At 63.1% G+C, this 16,374-nt stretch carries 15 protein-coding genes; 5 read left to right on the forward strand and 10 right to left on the reverse strand.

What is annotated here, in order from left to right; translation table 11 throughout:
- Positions 1-2: 2 nt before the first annotated feature.
- The gene (locus tag RBH77_RS02125; RefSeq protein WP_311030508.1) at positions 3-872 is read right to left on the reverse strand and encodes an isocitrate lyase/PEP mutase family protein; all 870 of its coding nucleotides are present in this window, start codon (positions 870-872) and stop codon (positions 3-5) included.
- 254 nt (positions 873-1,126) lie between these two features.
- On the opposite strand from RBH77_RS02125, the gene RBH77_RS02130 reads away from it, so the two are divergent.
- Positions 1,127-1,786 carry a GntR family transcriptional regulator gene (locus RBH77_RS02130; RefSeq protein WP_311030509.1) on the forward strand — a complete coding sequence of 220 codons (660 nt, stop codon included), beginning with the start codon at positions 1,127-1,129 and terminating at the stop codon, positions 1,784-1,786.
- Between the two features lie 182 nt (positions 1,787-1,968).
- Here the strand turns inward: RBH77_RS02130 and RBH77_RS02135 are convergent, their stop codons facing one another.
- The 8 genes from RBH77_RS02135 to RBH77_RS02170 form a co-directional block, all read right to left on the reverse strand.
- Entirely contained in the window at positions 1,969-3,162 is a 1,194-nt protein-coding gene (locus RBH77_RS02135; RefSeq protein WP_311030510.1) for a CaiB/BaiF CoA transferase family protein, read from the reverse strand.
- Between the two features lie 53 nt (positions 3,163-3,215).
- Positions 3,216-4,940, reverse strand: coding sequence for an ABC transporter permease (locus RBH77_RS02140; RefSeq protein ID WP_311030511.1), 1,725 nt, complete (start codon positions 4,938-4,940; stop codon positions 3,216-3,218).
- A complete protein-coding gene (locus tag RBH77_RS02145; RefSeq protein ID WP_311030512.1) occupies positions 4,940-6,001 on the reverse strand; it encodes an ABC transporter ATP-binding protein in 1,062 nt (353 codons plus the stop codon). Before RBH77_RS02145 ends, RBH77_RS02140 begins: the two co-directional genes overlap by 1 nt.
- A 2-nt stretch (positions 6,002-6,003) precedes the next feature.
- Complete coding sequence (locus RBH77_RS02150; RefSeq protein WP_311030513.1) at positions 6,004-7,038, reverse strand: ABC transporter substrate-binding protein; 1,035 nt, start codon at positions 7,036-7,038, stop codon at positions 6,004-6,006.
- Positions 7,039-7,198: 160 nt separating this feature from the next.
- Positions 7,199-8,029 (reverse strand): ABC transporter permease, encoded by an 831-nt coding sequence (locus RBH77_RS02155; RefSeq protein WP_311030514.1) that lies wholly within the window; start codon positions 8,027-8,029, stop codon positions 7,199-7,201.
- Positions 8,026-8,826: an ABC transporter ATP-binding protein gene (locus RBH77_RS02160; protein WP_311030515.1), complete on the reverse strand. Its 801-nt coding sequence runs from the start codon at positions 8,824-8,826 to the stop codon at positions 8,026-8,028. The genes RBH77_RS02155 and RBH77_RS02160 overlap by 4 nt, the downstream gene beginning before the upstream one ends.
- 11 nt (positions 8,827-8,837) lie before the next feature.
- A complete protein-coding gene (locus tag RBH77_RS02165) occupies positions 8,838-9,893 on the reverse strand; it encodes an ABC transporter substrate-binding protein (RefSeq protein ID WP_311030516.1) in 1,056 nt (351 codons plus the stop codon).
- A 119-nt stretch (positions 9,894-10,012) separates the two neighbouring features.
- Positions 10,013-10,909 (reverse strand): SMP-30/gluconolactonase/LRE family protein, encoded by an 897-nt coding sequence (locus tag RBH77_RS02170; protein WP_311030517.1) that lies wholly within the window; start codon positions 10,907-10,909, stop codon positions 10,013-10,015.
- A gap of 79 nt (positions 10,910-10,988) precedes the next feature.
- Between RBH77_RS02170 and RBH77_RS02175 the strand changes: the two genes are divergently transcribed.
- Complete coding sequence (locus tag RBH77_RS02175; protein WP_311030518.1) at positions 10,989-11,495, forward strand: MarR family winged helix-turn-helix transcriptional regulator; 507 nt, start codon at positions 10,989-10,991, stop codon at positions 11,493-11,495.
- Positions 11,496-11,706: 211 nt separating this feature from the next.
- On the opposite strand, the gene RBH77_RS02180 is transcribed toward RBH77_RS02175, so the two are convergent.
- On the reverse strand, positions 11,707-12,696 hold the full coding sequence (locus RBH77_RS02180; RefSeq protein ID WP_311030519.1) for a LacI family DNA-binding transcriptional regulator: 990 nt from the start codon (positions 12,694-12,696) through the stop codon (positions 11,707-11,709).
- Between the two features lie 161 nt (positions 12,697-12,857).
- Between RBH77_RS02180 and RBH77_RS02185 the strand changes: the two genes are divergently transcribed.
- From RBH77_RS02185 to RBH77_RS02195, 3 genes are read left to right on the forward strand one after another with little or no spacing between them, the layout of a single operon-like run.
- Positions 12,858-14,213, forward strand: coding sequence for a uracil-xanthine permease family protein (locus RBH77_RS02185; protein ID WP_311030520.1), 1,356 nt, complete (start codon positions 12,858-12,860; stop codon positions 14,211-14,213).
- Positions 14,210-15,607: an amidohydrolase family protein gene (locus RBH77_RS02190; protein ID WP_311030521.1), complete on the forward strand. Its 1,398-nt coding sequence runs from the start codon at positions 14,210-14,212 to the stop codon at positions 15,605-15,607. The genes RBH77_RS02185 and RBH77_RS02190 overlap by 4 nt, the downstream gene beginning before the upstream one ends.
- Positions 15,604-16,311: a sulfite exporter TauE/SafE family protein gene (locus RBH77_RS02195; RefSeq protein ID WP_311030522.1), complete on the forward strand. Its 708-nt coding sequence runs from the start codon at positions 15,604-15,606 to the stop codon at positions 16,309-16,311. The genes RBH77_RS02190 and RBH77_RS02195 overlap by 4 nt, the downstream gene beginning before the upstream one ends.
- Positions 16,312-16,374 lie beyond the last annotated feature (63 nt).

Consider the following 16,374-nt stretch of genomic DNA (forward strand, 5'->3'; position numbering starts at 1 on the left):
CTCTATTTCGAGACGCGATAGCGTTCTTCGAGCGCGTCCCACTCATATTTGGCGACCGCGCGTTGCCTCTCTTCAAAGCTGGCGAGACGGCCGGCGACCGAAGCAAGAGATCCGTCCGCCTTGAGCGCTCCAAGCACGTCGTACGAAGCCTTGAGAGCCGCCTGCAAAACAGCATTGGCATAGAGGACGATCGAGAAGCCCATTTCCGCCAGCTTCTCGCGACCCGGGTCCGGCGTGCGGCCACCGAACACGATGTTGGCGACCTGCGGGACGGGCAGTTCGCTCCCGATACGCGCCAGTTCCCCGACATCGGTCGGCGCTTCGACGAATGTCATGTCCGCACCCGCCTCGATAAAGGCACGAGCACGATCGAGCGCGCGATCCAGGCCCTCGATAGCGCGCGAATCCGTTCGGGCGATGATCTGGAGATCCTGATCATGCCGCGCATCGGCGGCAGCCTTGATCTTCTGCACCATCTCCTCGGTCGGCACGACTTCCTTGCCGGAGAAATGGCCGCATTTCTTGGGAAAAACCTGGTCCTCGATCTGGATGGCGGCAGCGCCGGCGCGTTCGAGACGACGCACGGTGCGGCTCATGTTGAGCGCATTCCCGAATCCGGTATCGGCGTCGACAATGATCGGGATCGAAACCGCATCCGCCATGCCGGCCACCGCGCTTTCGAGTTCGGTCAGGGTAGTCAGCCCGATGTCGGGAGCGCCCAAATGCATGTTGGCAATGCCCGCACCGGTCGCGTAGACCGCCTGAAAGCCCAGATCCTCGATCACGCGCGCGAACATCGCATTTGCAGCGCCGGGAACGGTTGTCGCCTTGCGTTGGTCGACTATCGCCCTGAACTGCTTTCTCAACGTCATTCAACCGCCATCCCATGCGACGCTCAGGCCATCGGCTCCCAGCTTGGCGCACTCTAACAGTCGACAAAGAACTGTCAACAGTTTTCAAATGAGAGCCATTATCGACGGCGATTCTGACCAGCCCAGAAGGCGTATCGTCTATATCATATTGATTTATCTAGATAAAAACTTTCTGCTATCTGTTGACAACTCGAAAGATTTGGCTTTTCCCTCGAATCCGGGCATATGAAGAGCCGGAGCATGCAGGAGCAGCGATGGTCACGCCAATAGCCAGCACGTCATTGGCCAGGGAGGCTTTCGGCAAGGTGATCGAGGCGATCACCTCGGGGGAATTCGAGCCTGGCCAGAAGCTGTCGGAATCCCAACTGGCGCGACAGCTCGGAATCAGCCGCGGTCCGCTGCGCGAGGCGCTTGGCCAACTGGAGGGCCGTCTTGTCAGGCGTACGCCGCGGCTCGGCGTTCGCGTCGTCGATTTCGGTCGTGAGGAATTGGAGCAGCTTTTTCGCGTGCGGGAAGCGTTGGAAGGCATGGCCGCACGACTGGCTGCCGAACACATCGGCCATGACGATCTCGATGAGTTGCGGAGCCTTCTCGACCGCCATGCTCAACAACCGGCCCTCGCTGCCGGTGAGGTCTATATGCAGAAATCACCGGACGAGGATTTTCATTTCGTGATCGCACGTGCGGCGCGGTGCCCACAGATCGAGCGGCTCCTGCTTAACGAGGTCTACTACCAGCTTCGCCTCCACCGCCTCAAATCCAGCGCGCGGCCCGGTCGTGCCCAGGCCGCGTTGCGCGAACATCACGAAATTCTTTCCGCACTGCAGAGCCGCGATCCGGACCGCAGCGAAGAGGCGATGCGAAAGCACATACGCAACGCCCGCTACAACGCGCTTGCAGCCGCGAAGGGCTGACCCGACCATCGGGTCTTCGCGTTACTGCCGCTGCTGGAAATCGAGATGGAACCGCGTTCCTGATAGCGGCCTCGGTACCCGAAGCTTCGACGAAAGTCGAATTGACCGTTACCCTTGCAATATCGCTGCAGGCCGTCCGGATCGTTTCTCGTATCGACGACGTGGAGCCGTCCGTCATCCGATCAGATGATTCCTGCCTTTCGCAACGCCTCGATCTCGGCCTTGTCCATTCCGAGCATGCCTCCCAAGATCGCCTGATTGCCCGATCCGAGGGCCGGTCCGAGCGAGCGTACCTTCCCCGGCGTCTCGCTCATGCGCGGAATTGGAGCGGCCATGGTGAGATGGCCGTATTCCTCATCCTCGACGTCTATCAGCGTACCGCGCTCCCGGAAATGCGGATCGGCGGCGATGTCTGCGACGCTCATCAGCGGCGATGCCGGAATATCGGCCGCGACAAGCGCCGTCATCGTGTCGGCCAGTGTCGTCTTCCCCACCCATTCGGCGATGATCGCGTAGAGCCTCTCCTGATTGGCGACGCGTGAGGCGAAATCGGCAAATTCGGGCTCGTCGACCAGGCCGGGCCGGCCGATCACCCTGGCCAACCGTCGCAGCAAAGTATCGGTGCCGGCGTGGATCGAGACACGCCTGCCGTCGGCTGTATCGTAGTCGGCCGCAGGCACCACTTTCGGGTTGACGTTACCTACCCGCTCGCGGACCTTGCCGGTGGCGGAATAGACGAGCATCGCGTCCTCCGAAGCTCGGAACCCGGGTTCATAGAGCGCGAGATCGATGATCTGGCCGGAGCCGCCGCGATGGTCGCGGTCGTATAGCGCCGCGACCACGCCGAACGCGCCCGCATAGGCGCCCATATAGTCGATCACGGCGTAGCCGGTCCGTACCGGCGGTCGATCGGAATCGCCGCTGACATAGGTGAGGCCGGAGAAAGCACTCGCCACCCGGTCGAACGCGCCACGGTCGGCGTAGGGACCGGTCAGACCGTATCCGGTGACATAGAGCGCTATCAGGCTTGGATATCGACTGCGGACCGTGTCGGGGTCGAAACCCCATTTGCGCAGGGTCGGCGGACGGAAATTCGTCACCAGGACGTCGAAATGCGGCAGCAGGCGATGCACGATCGCGCGCGCCTCCTCCTTCCTGAGGTCGAGTGTGATCGAGGTCTTGTTGCGCGCATCCTGCACCCATTGCAGCGAGCGGCCGCCGGGCGTCGGAGCGCTGCGCCGCATGAAGTCGCCCTCGGCCGGGTCCTCGACCTTGATCACTTCGGCACCGAAATCGCCGAGCGTCGTCGCCGCCACCGGCGCGGCGATAATGGAAGAAAGGTCGAGGACACGAATGCCCTCAAGCGGAAGTCTCATGCCCATTCTCCGTATATTGTTTCGGCCTTCTTCGAAGTTTCATGACAGCTTCCTCAATATCCGCGGCCGAAGGCGCGCGAGAATGAGAGAAAGACCGCGAAGGTAAGGGCGAGCAGCACTATCGTGAGCGCGGCAGCCTCGCCGATGCGCGCCTCCGACCAGAACTGGAAGATGAGGACCGACATCGTCGTGGATTTCGTCGAGCCGCCGCCCAGGAAAAGCGGCGTGTTGAGGTCGCGAAGCCCCGACAGGAACACGACCGTGAAGGCGGCTATCAGCACAGGCCTCAGGAGCGGCAACGTGACGGTCGCCATGGTCCGCAGACGACCGGCGCCACAGACGCTTGCAGCTTCCTCCAGAGCGCGATCGATCTGGCCGAAGCCGTCGCCGATATTCCGGGTGGCGATCGGCAGTGTGCGCGCGGCCTGCGTCATAGCGATCAGGACAAGGCCGCCATAGAGCCCGATCGGCGAGCCGACCCACGCCCACATGACGGCGGTCACGAAGGCGACCGAGGGCACGAGCAGCGTGTACATCGCCGCTCCCTGCACCAGCGCCCGACCGGGCAGCGTCGTACGGCGCATGAGATAGCTGACGGCGGTCGCCACCAGAAGCACGATGACGACCTCCATCGCCGCCACTTTCAGGCTGTTGCCGGTGACCTGCCGGAAAGCGAAATATTCGAAGATCACGTAGCGGAAATTGGCCAGCGAAAGGTCGCTCAGCCCGCCCTGGCCGAACCAATTCGTGTTGAGCGACATCCACAGCACGACAAGATAGGGGCCGACGACGGACAGGATCATAAGGAGCAGGACGAATATGCCGGCTACCGGTCTCCAGCGGCGGAGCGGCACGGCCGCCGCCCGCGCACCCTTGCCGACCACCACCGCGAAATTGTCGCCATAGCGACGCCGGCGTCGCGCCGCCCATATCAGGAGGCCGACCGCCATCGCGATCACCACGAAGGTGACGCCCATCGCCGCCGCGAGTTCGAGGCGCGGCGGGAAGGAGGAGAGGTACAAATAGAGCTGGGTCGAAAAGACATAGATACGCGCCGGCATGCCGAGGATGGCCGGTACGGCGAAGAGACCCCAGGAAATGATGATCGAAAAAGCCGCCGACGAGACTATCGCCGGCGTCACCAGCGGTAGCGTGACGGTGCGCACCACCATAAACGGCCGGGCGCCGGCGACGCGGGCGGCTTCCTCGAAACTGCCATCGACCGAGGTCAGCGCCGCTTCCACCGTCAGGAAGACGAAGGCGTAGAGGAAGAGCGCGGTAACGAAGATCATCCCCGTCATCGACTGCACGTCGAAGGGCTTCACGCCTACGATGCGGTCGAGGATCTGGTTGGCGAAGCCGGTATTGGGACTGGCGATGTAGACATAGGCCATCGCCGTCAACCACGGCGGCGAAACGAAAGCGAGGATCGCCGAGAGACGGGCGAGGCGTTTGAAGGGAACATCGGTGCGCGCCACCAGCACGGCAAGCACAACGCCCGTCACCGTAGCCGCCGCAGCCGCGCCGAGGGCGAAGATCCACGAGTTCATCATCACGGTGAGCGAGGAGAACGTGCCGGTCAGCTGAAAATAGTTGGCCAGCCCGTAGCCGCCGCCTTTCAATTTCAGGCTGCCGATCAGGAGCCAGACCATCGGAGACACGGTGAGCACCAGCAACGCCGCGATGGTCGCCGCATAGACGAGGAGCAACCCGATCTTCCGGCTTGGCCGCGCCACAATGCCGGTGACGAGGGGCGCGACCCCGGTCGCTACGACCATCAGGCTGCCTCCGGATAGACAAAGAGCGCGCCGGGCGCGACCTGGAGCGAGACGGCGGCGCCCTCCGGGAAGACGTCGTTTTGACTCGGCACTTCCGCTGTGACCTCGCGGCCGCCGCAGCGGATCAGATATTGCACTTCGCGCCCGAGATATTGGGAAAAGACGATTTCTCCCGGCCAGCCGCCCGCGACACTGGCCGGTCTGACGCTCACGTCGGAAGGCCGGAACAGCACCTGCGCCGCAATTGCCGCGCCGACCTGGTCGGCCGCTCCAGGCACGGCGCCGAGCCCGTCGATCTTCAGCTGACCGTCGACGCGGCGTGCCGAAAGCACATTGGTGGCGCCGAGGAAACGGGCGACCTGCGCCGTTCCCGGGCGGCGGAATATCTCGTCGGGGCGTCCCCGCTGGAGCACCTTGCCGTCGGACATCACCATGATCTGGTCGGAGAGCGCCAGCGCCTCCGACTGATCGTGGGTGACGGCGATCATGGTCATCCCGGTCTCGCGCTGGATGCGCTTCAGTTCCTGGCGCATCTCTTCGCGCAGATGCGCATCGAGATTGGCGAGCGGCTCGTCGAGCAGAAGAAGCTCGGGATCGTAGGCGAAGGCGCGGGCCAAGACGACGCGCTGCATCTGGCCACCGGAGAGCTGGCCGGGATAGCGCTCGGCATAGTCGGAAAGGCGCACCAGCGCGAGCGCCGAGCGCACTCGGCGTTCGATCTCCTCGCGTGGTTTGCGACGCACCCTCAGCCCGTAGGCGACATTGCGCGCGATCGTCATATGCGGCCAGATCGCATAGGACTGGAACACCATGCCGAGATTGCGCGCCTCGACCGGTACGATATCGCGGCCGCCGCTCGAGACGCTCCGCGACCCGATGACTATGTCCCCCGCGCTTGCCGTCTCGAGGCCGGCTATGCAGCGCAGGATCGTCGTCTTGCCACAACCCGACGGGCCGAGCATCGTGGTGATCCCGCCTTCCGGCACGACGAAGGAAACCTCGTCCACCGCGCGCACGGAACCAAAGCTCTTGACCAGATTGCTGACTTCGACCCGCGACACGGTCAGCCCATGATCTTGCGCCAGGTGTCGATGATCTCGCCGCGCTTCGCGGTGAGTTCAGCGAGGTTCGGCGAATAGGTCTTCAGTTCCGCGACGGCGGGCATGCCGGGAGGCGGCGGGGCGTCGCCGTTCGAGCCGTAGAAGCCGTTCTGCTCGGCGAGCGCCTTCTGGTACTCGGCCGAAAGCAGGTAGTTGGCCAGAACAGCGGCGGCATCCGGGTTCGCCGACTTGTTGGAGATGAACAGACAATAGCGCGCCAGCACAGATCCATCCTCCGGGAAGACCATGCGCGTCGGCGCGCCCTGCAGTTGATAGAGGAAGCCCCAGGCCTGCGCGACGACGCAGATCGGCTTCTCGCCGCGCGCCACCGCCTGCATGGCTTCGGCCTGTAGCCGCATCTCCGATATCTCGTTGGCGCGCAATGCCTTGACGAAATCCCAGCCATGCTGCTCGACCATGCCTTTGACGAAAAGTGTCGAGGTGCCGGCGTTCTCGGGCGCGCCGAAGAGGATCTGGCCCTTGTATTTCGGGTTGACGAGGTCCGAATATTTGGTCGGCCCCTCTCCCTTCGGGATCATGTTGTTGTTGACGACGATGACCATCGCCAGGCCCCCGGTGGGGTAGATACCGGAATCCGTCATGGCGAACGCCTTGCTCAATTTGGCGACATTCGGAAGATCGGGCGTGGCCGTATAGCCCTTTTCCCGCGCATAAAGCCCGAGCGCGTAGTCGCTCAGGCCGCATATGTCGGCCGAGGCGGCGCCGCCCTGAATCTCCTGTTCGTATTTGCGCAGCACGATCTCGCCACCGCCCGGCCGCGAATAATCGATCGAGATGCCGGAGGAAGAACCGAACTTGCCCATGAGCGGCTCTTCCGTCTTGGCGATGCCGCTCGAATAGTAACTCGCCTTTCCTTCCTTGCCGGCCTTGGCCAGCGTCGCGTCCCAGTCGGATGCGGCGAATACGAAGCGCGGCATCACAAGCGAAGCGGCTCCCGCCGCCAATCCCCGATAAAGCAAAGTACGTCTGCTGATCATCGTCTTCCCTCCCGATGCTCCCGTCCTTCATGGAGAGAGCCGTCTTCGATATGCGGCCGGTACGGGCGTTTGCGACCGGCAGGCCGATCGCGACGCTTACCCGAAATTAGATGTGATCACTACCATATGCCTAGACCGGACGCCCGGTCAACCGTCAAATTTATCCGGGAACGTCCGTGCTGCCCTTGCTCCATTCGAGCAGGCGCCGCTCGACGAGATCCATCAATGCAGTCAGGGCCATGACCAGGAAGGCGACGACGAGGATGAGCGCCATGACGCTGGCGACGTCGAAACGGCCGCTGAAGGATTGCACCAGCAGGCCGAGCCCGCTCTGGGCGGCGATCATCTCGCCGATTACCGCGCCGGCGCTGCAATAGATCAGGGTCAGGCGTAGCCCGGCGAAGATGCTGGGGAGAGCCCAGGGAAGGCGCACGTCGCCGAACAGCCTGAGTTCGGAAGCGCCGAAGAGCCGTGACATCAAGAGAAGGTCGCGGTCGACGTTCTTCAGGCCGCCGAGCGTGCTGAGCAGCATGATGAAGTAGCCGAGCGAAACGGCGAGCACGACCTTGGAAGCGATGCCGATGCCGAACCAGAGGATGAACAGCGGCCCCAGCGCGATGCGAGGCATGCTGTTGATGGCGGTAAGGAAGGGGGAGAGGATGCGGTTGAGCCATTCGCTGCGGTCGAGGATGAGCGCGGAGGCGATCCCGAATACGACCGACAAGACGAAGGAGATCATGATCTCGATCAGCGTCGTCAGGAGGTTCGGAAGGAGATTGCCGTCGGCGATGAGCTTCCACAGAGCCTTCACGATGCTTGTCGGGGACGAAACGAAGGCCGGATCGGCGAACCCCCAGGCGACAGCTCCTTCCCACAGCGCCAGGAACGCGACAAGGAAAAGAGCGCGCGCTGCGAAGACCGAACCGGAGCCAGCGCCCGATGCGCGGGTCGCCTGTCCGAGGTCTGCTTCCGAGCTGACGGAATCGCTCATTCTGTGCTCGCCTTCAGAGAGGTCCATGTCCTGCGATAGAAATCGTGGTAGCGAGAATCCGCCTGCAGGGCCTCTGCCGATCGTGGTCGCGGAATATCGATGCGGATCTCGTCGGCCACGCCTGTCCCCCGCTTTGACATCACCACCACCCGGTCGGCCAGAGTGATGGCTTCGCCGATGTCATGCGTCACGAAGACCACGGTCGCGCCGCTGCTTTCCCAGAGGTCGAGCAACTGGTCGTGAAGCATGAGCTTGGTCTGGGAATCAAGCGCGCTGAACGGCTCGTCCATCAGATAGACGCCGCGGGCAACGGCGAAGGCGCGGGCAAGCGAGGCGCGCTGCCTCATGCCCTGCGAAAGCCTCGAGGGATAGAAGTCCCGGTAGTTCTGGAGGCCGACCTTCTCGATATAGGCGAGCGCTCTTCTCTCGCGTTCGGCGCGGGGAACGCCCGAGACCTCGAGTCCGTATTCGACGTTCCGCTGGACGGTGCGCCAGGGCAGCAGCGCGTCTCGCGCCAGGATGTAGCAGATGTCACGCCGGCCCGCTGCGGGCGGTTCGTTCCTGACCAGCACCGCTCCACTTGCCGCCGGCACGAGGCCGGCGACGACGTTGAGCAGCGTCGTCTTCCCGCAGCCGCTCGCTCCGATCAGCGCGACGAACTCGCCTTGCTTCACGTCGAGGTTCACGCCGGAGAGAGCATTGCGGGCCTGGCCGAAATTCACCGAAAGGTCTGCGACGGTGATATCGACGGATTGCCGATCAGAGCCGGGGAGGTTTCTGTTTGCGTCAGCAAGCATTCAGGTGCGGCTCATTTGGCGCAGGAGAAGGTTTCGGGCGCGACCGGGTCGATCACCTCGGCGCGCGTCTTCGGCTTGGCGACCTGTCCCTGTTCGACGACGAGCTGCGCCCAGGTGTCGATCGTCCGGCTGTCGATCGCCGGGCCATAGGTCGGCATGAGACGTTTCACCATCGCCTTGTATTGATCGGCGGAAAGCTCGGGAACCGGCGCATATTGCTGCATGATGGCTACCACCTGGTCGAAATTGGCGGGATCGCTGTACCAGCAATAGGAATCCTCCATCGCCTTGACGAATCGCGAGACGACTTCAGGCTTACCCTTGATCGTGGTGGTGGAAGCCCACCAGCCATTGTAGCCGAGATTGTGGAACATCTCGGGGCCTTCGTCGGCGGCGAGGTTCACGACGACCTTGCCTTCTCCCTTTGCCTCGAAGATCGAAGGCAGAGGCTCGATGCTGAGATAGGTGTCGACGGTGCCGCGCTGCAGGGCGGGCCGCGCCGTGTTCGGCAGGCCGACGGCCAGGAAGGTGACGTCGTTCTCCTTGTATCCGGCATCGGTCAGGATCTTCTGTTCGAGGTACTGGACGGAGACGCCGAGCGCCAGCACGCCCCATTTCTTGCCGACGAGATCCTTCAGCACTGCCGGATAGCCATCCTTCAAATGCGGCAGGTCGAGGCCCTTGCGGGCGATCAGCGCAAACGGGACCTTCGCCGTCGAGCCGGCGACGCCGCGGACCGGCAGGCCCTTGTCGACGGCGACGACAAGATTGTCCCAGGAATTGTTGACGAAGGTCACGCTGCCGCTGGCGACGGCCGAGGTCATGGCGGGGCCGGTAGTGATCGGCACCAGCTCGACCTTGAGGCCATCCTTCTCGAAGAATTTCTGGTCCTTGGCGACCAGCGCCGGCAGCGAAATGAGCGCACCCGGATAATAGCCGACCGTCGCATTCAAAGCGTCGGCGGCTTGCGCCACGGCTGCCGTGGAAAACGCGAATGCGGCCGACAGGCCGGCGGCCAGCGCGCCGGCAGCGACCCGTCCCTTCATTATTTCCGTTAGCCTCTTCATGATTTCCTCCCTGATTTCAAAAGGGCGCTTCCGGCGCCCGCCTATGGTGTCGCTCATGATGACCGACATCCTGTTCATGGCGGTCCGGCATCCGGATCGGCACGGCCGTGACCAACCGCTCATGGGTCGAACTTCGGTTCGGGCAGGCCGCGAACGCCGAGTCCGCGTATGGCGAGAACACGGCCGGACAGCGGTTGCGCGCCAAGTTGGGTTTCATCGAGAAAGCGTGTCGCGGACGTGATGTAGAGGATGTCGAGGTCCGGGCCGCCGAAGGCGCACATGGTCGGGTTGGATACCGGCAAACCGACGCGACGCATGAGCCTGCCGTCGGGATCGAACTGCGCTACGGCGCCGCCGCGAAAGAGCGCTGTCCAGTAGCAGCCATTCGCATCGACGGTCGCGCCGTCCGGAGCGCCCTCGGCGGCGCCGACCGAAATGAACGGGCGCCGGTTGGCGATCAAGCCGCTCGCGGCGTCGAAATCGTATTTCCAGACCACCCCGGCAAGCGTGTCGGCAAGATACATCGACCGGTCGTCCGGGCTCCATGCGATGCCGTTTCCGCCGATCAGCCCGTTCTCCATCAGAAGCGGTTCGCTGCCGGCATCGAGGCGCCACAGCGCTGCCGACGCGGTATGGTGATCGGTGTTTATCGATGCACACCAGAAGCGGCCGGCGCGATCGCACTTGCCGTCGTTCAACCTGTTGGCGGCGGGTCGGTCGGTTTCCGCCTCGGCGATGAGGCGCGCTTCGCCTGTCTCCAGATCCAGCTGGTAGAAGCCGCCCCTCACACCGCTGATCATTCCGCCGCCCTCGCGGCGGGCGATCGAGCCGATCGGACGGCCGCCAAGCGCAGCGGCGAAATCCGTTTGCCGCATATCACCGGTTGCCGGCTCGTAGGCATGGACAACCGCCTTCCATGCGTCGATCCAATACAGGACTTCCGCCCCAATATCCCAATAGAGGGACTCGCCGAGTTCGTTCCGCACGGGGGAGATGCAAACGACATCCGGTTGCATCATTCCTCCCAATGCAATATAGATGTGATCACTACTATATGGCTTGATCCACCGCGCCGTCAACTGCTAAATCCCGGGCATGAAGAAACACGCGTCTGTCATCAATCTCCTGTCGTCCCGCGTGCTGACGCTGTCGAATACGCTCGGCCTCTACGCCAGCCGCCGTTATCGGGACGAGTTCGGGCTGACGCTTCCGGAATGGCGCGTCCTATCGATCATCGCCTCGGGTGAGCCGACGACGGCGCGGGAGATCAGCCGCTTGCTCGCCACCGACAAGGGATGGGTCGGCCTCTCGGCAGAAAGTCTGAGGCGAAGAGGCTATGTTTCCGGATCCCCCGACGAGCGGGACGGGCGCCGTATCCTTCTCACGCTCACGGAGGAGGGGCGCAAGAAGCACGACGAGATCCTTGCCGTGTCGCAATGGCGCCAGCGCAGGTTGCTGGCGACCCTTCCGGACGGCGCGGCCGATACGCTGATCGAATGCCTCGACCGGCTTCAGGCCGAAGCGGACAAGATGCTGGAAGAAACCGAATCGCCGCGAAAGGCTCCGGCCGCAACGATCAGCCAACGATCATCTGATAGGTGAGGTGCCGCTACGAGAAGTGGCGAGGCCGATATCGCGTGCCGGGCAGCGCTGACCAGCCGGATGGCCTCAGGCATCGTCAAGCCGTTTCGTCGTCGACCAGCGCGAAAGGCACATGGGTGAGGCTCAATGCATGCAGCCGGAGAAGAGCAGGTCGAGGATCAATGTTGAAGCCTTTACCAGGCTCAGCTCTCTATCGGCGGAATCCTGAACTTCAGGACGAATTTCGGACAACCAGCCCCGGGGGCGATATTGCCGCCCTGGAGGGAACTCGATGCTCCATCGTCGCGATCAGAAGCTCTACCGCCGCTTCCGCAACCTGGTCGAGATGCAGGTCGACCGCGGTCAGGCTGGGCGTCGCCAGCCTGGCACGCATGCCGTCGTAACGCGTCGCTACTCGCAGGTCGGTGGGTATGGCCCTGCCAAGGGATTGCGCGGCGGCCAGAACGCCCGTCGCAAAGGCGTCGATAGGCACGCAGATCGCATCGATATCCTGATGGCGGCCCAACAAATCCAGGGCGACCTCGTATGCGGCCTCCTCGCCGCCGATTTCGTTGATCCAGGCGGAAAAAGGAGTGAAGCCGCATTGTCGCGCGAAGGTTTCATACGCCGCTTCCGTCTCCAGGTAGGAATTGCGGCGCTGCTCGCCGGTAATCAGGCCGATGCGGCTGCCAGGCTGCCAGAGATGCTCGAGCATGACGCGCGCAGTGGCTTGGCTTTGCATGTCTACGAAGGGGATATCTGGGTGCCCCGGTACGCGTCCGATGGAAACGATCGGCGTCCCCCGGTTCCGGAAAAATGAAATGATCGGATCATCGCCGACGGGCTCGACGACAATCGCGCCGTCGACCTCGATGGCGCCAAGATCGGAATCCGGCTGCAATGGCGGGACCAGGCAGAGCGCCAGATTGCGCGTCAACGCCGTCATAGCCGCGGACGCCGCGATCTCCATCAGGAAACCCAGCTTCGACGGCCCCGCAGCCACGGCAAACGGCATCGACGATGCCAGAGCGATGGTGCTGGCTCCGCCGGTTCGTAACCGTTGCGCGCGCGGATTGGCGTGATAGCCCATCCGGGCAGCCAGGGCGAGGATACGCTCCTTCGTTTCGGGTTCGACATGCCTGTGCCCACTGAAGGCATGCGACACCGTCGTCGGCGAAACGCCCGCGGCCCTGGCCAGTTCTATGATCGTCGGCTTTCCCATCCAGAGCCTCCACGCGCTCTCAATTTGAAACTAAGCGTATGGGGTGTGTCTTTGCAAATCCTTTTGCAAGGCGCCGAGAAATCTGATATCACATGCCATACAAAACGTTTTGCATAGTACTCGACAAAGCATTTTGCATCACTCTGGGAGGAGAATGAGACATGAATGGCATCGTTGATGAGACGGTCGATCCGACCGATCAAATCCTGCCGGCGCGCAGCCTGGCATTGTTTGGTCTACAGCATGTTCTGGTGATGGCCGCCGCGCCCATAACGGCGGTTTTTCTGGTCAGCAAGGCGCTCGATTTGAGCGACGCGCTGGCCGTCTCGTTGATCAGCGCGACGTTTCTGGTCTGCGGCCTGGGTACGATCCTGCAGAGCTTCGGCCCCGGCGGATTCGGCGCACGCCTGCCTTTCATCATGGTTCCGGGCGGGGCGCCGATCGCCATATTCCTGGCCATCGCCCAGCAGACGGACATCCAGACCGCTGTTGGCGCCGTCATATTGACGGCGGTGTTCTATTTCATCGCACTGCCGGTATTTCGCCGCCTGCTCAAATTTTTTCCCCCGATCGTCGTCGGGACGATGCTGCTGCTGGTCTCGGTCAATCTGGTCAAGATCTATGGCGGAACGATCACCGGTAAGGCGGGTACACCCGGTTTTGCCGATCCCGTCAATATCGGACTCGCGTTGCTGACCATTGCGTTGACGGTGATCTTCGCGCGCGTCTTTACGGGTATGCTGCAGCGATTGTCGGTGATGCTCGGACTGGTTGCGGGTGCTATTATCGCGTTTGCCCTGGGACATATGGATGTTTCGGGCGTGCTCGCCGGTCCGGTCGTCGCCGTCCCGCACCTGTTTCCGTTCGGCATGCCGACCTTCAACCTTGTAGCGGCGATCCCGCTGATCGTCTTTTCCATCATCTCGATGGCCGAGGCGACCGGTCAAACCATCGCAACGGTCGAGATCGTCGGAAAACCGGGCGACGCACGCGCCATCGTACCGTCGACCATCCGTGGAGATGCGCTTGTATCGCTGGTCGGTGGTCTGTTCGGCACCTCGCTCATCATCACAAGCGGCGAAAACATCGGCATCGTGCGCGCCACCAATGTCAAATCGCGCTATGTGACGGCCGTGGCCGGCGCCATCCTCGTGCTGATTGCATTGTTCGCACCAGTCGGCCGGTTGGCTGCGTCGCTGCCAGGCCCTGTCGTCTGCGGAACCGCGGTCGTCGTCTTCTCCATCATCGGCGTCATCGGCATCGACCTTCTGCGGCGTGTCGATCTGCGCGAGCATGGCCCGATGGTCACGCTCGCCGCGGCCTTGTCGATGGGTCTGCTGCCGATCCTCGTTCCCGGTGTCTACAGCCAATTTCCACACTGGGCGCAGATGGTGCTGGGCAATGGCCTGGCAGCTGGCACGATCACGGCCGTCATCGTCAACGCTGCGTTCCTGTTCGGCGGTCTGCACGAAGCCGGCTCGAGCAGCCACGCTGAAGCGACCGGGGCGGAAGGATGAGCCTTCGCGATACCCTGGAGAATTGCGGCCATGCTGTCTTTTGCCCTGGCAGCGTCCTGCTGCCGGACGGGCTGCGAACCAATGTCGCGCTTGTGGTGCGCGGCGGCCGATTTGGCGAGATTGGCCCTGTTGCAGAGGTGGCCGCCTCCAATGGCAACCTGACGCGGGTAGACCTACCGGGACACCTGCTGATGCCCGGCTTCATCGATGTCCACACGCATTTGACGCAGTCGCTTGGCAAATCGCTGGTATTCGGCGAGCCGTCGGAAATCTTTCGCCGTGTATGGGTGCCGCTCGAGGGCAGCCTGGACGAGCGAATGGTATATCTCTCGGCGAAGCTTGCGGCTCTGGAATGCCTGCGCGGCGGCTTCACCACCGCCGTCGACGCCGGTACGCGTTCCGCCGACCATATAGACGCCCTGGCGCGAGCCGCTCGCGAGACGGGCCTGCGCAGCGTCGTCGGCCTGATCTGCAACGATGTCCACGGCACGGCGATCGTTCCTGACAAAGCAAGCATAATAGCCAAGGCGGCGAACCATCTGGCCGCCTTCGCCAAGGATCCACTCATCCATCCCTCGCTCGCCATCTCCATCCCGGAAGCGGCGACCGAAGCGATGCTTCGCACGATTTCCACGATGGCCGGGGAGGCGGGAGCGATATTCCAGACCCACGTCAACGAACATCTGGTCGCGGTCGAACGTTCGCTGGTCGCGACGGGGCGGCGTCCGCTCGAACATCTCGCTCATATCGGCGCGCTAGGCAGCCACGTGCTGATCGCGCACTCGACCCTGGTCACGCCGCATGAACTGAACCTTCTGCGCGACAGTGACACGGCTGTGGCCTACAACCCCATGGCGAGCGTCTGGAAGGGAAACGCGGTCGCGCCGGCGCTGCAGATGGCGGCGCTCGGCATCCGCTTCGGTCTCGGCACCGACGGCACGCGGGCCGATGCGTTCCGCCTGATGGATGCTGCCGAAACGCTGCAACGCGCCAGCATCGGTCTGGCGACCGGCGACTCGTCCTGCGGCGGCGGATGGTTATGGCTGGACCGGGCCACCCGCGGTGCCGCCGATTCAAGCGGCTTGGCCAGCGTCACCGGCGAGATCAGGCAGGGGCTTGCCGCCGACTTCCTTCTGGTCGATCTCGACCGTCCGGAATTCACGCCATCGCACGACCTTGTCTGGGAACTCGTACGCTACGGCAATCGCGATCAGATCGACGCGGTGTTCACCAACGGCCGCCTTCGCCTCTGGCAAGGCTGGCCGGTGGACTGGGACGCACGGTCGCTCCTGGCCGAAATCAGGGAAGCGGTAACCGACACCATCGCAAACGCGCCGATCCAGAAAATCCATCCCGACGCCAGCACCTTTCGCGCATTGGGACACTATCGGTGAGCATCGCGGTTTTTTCAATTCTCGCGGTCGGCGTCTTTGTCTCTGCTTTCATCCAGGGCGCACTCGGCATCGGTTTCGCGCTAATCCTGGCACCTGTCGTCGGGCTGCTGCAGCCCAATCTGCTGCCGGTGATGCTGCTGATCCTGATGCTGCCGCTCAACGCGCATGTCGCGTGGCGCGAGCGGACCTCGGTCGACTGGGCAGGCGCCAAATGGATCACGGTCGGACGTTTCGCAGGAACCTTCGCGGGGCTTTGGCTCCTGGCCGCGCTCTCGGTCCATCAGCTCGATCTCGCAGTGGGCTGGTTCACGGTCATCGCCGCCGCTGCTGCTCTTTTGGCGCCTCCTTTCACGCCCACCCGGCCGGCAGCTATCGGTGTGGGGATATTCACCGGAGTGACGGAGACCGCCACCGGCATCGGCGGACCGCCGCTGGCACTTCTCTACCAGCACACCGGCGGACCTACGCTACGGGCCACCGTGGCACTCTGCTTCCTGGTGGGCGAATTGATGTCGCTTGCCATGCTTGCGGTCACCGGCAAGATCACGGCCAATCAATTGTTGGCGGCGCTCTACCTCATACCGCTTGTCATCGCCGGTACCGTTCTGTCCAAGGTGGTTCACAGCAGGATCGGCGGCAAGGGCATGCGTATCGCCGTCCTGTCGTTTGCCCTGATAAGCGGCGCCTACCTCATCATACGATAAACATCTCGCAGAAGGAGATGCACGAACAACTGGTCGGCGGGCCTCGGCGAACCGGGTTATCCA

The sequence above is a fragment of the Mesorhizobium koreense genome, assembly GCF_031656215.1.
GTDB lineage: Bacteria > Pseudomonadota > Alphaproteobacteria > Rhizobiales > Rhizobiaceae > Mesorhizobium_L > Mesorhizobium_L koreense.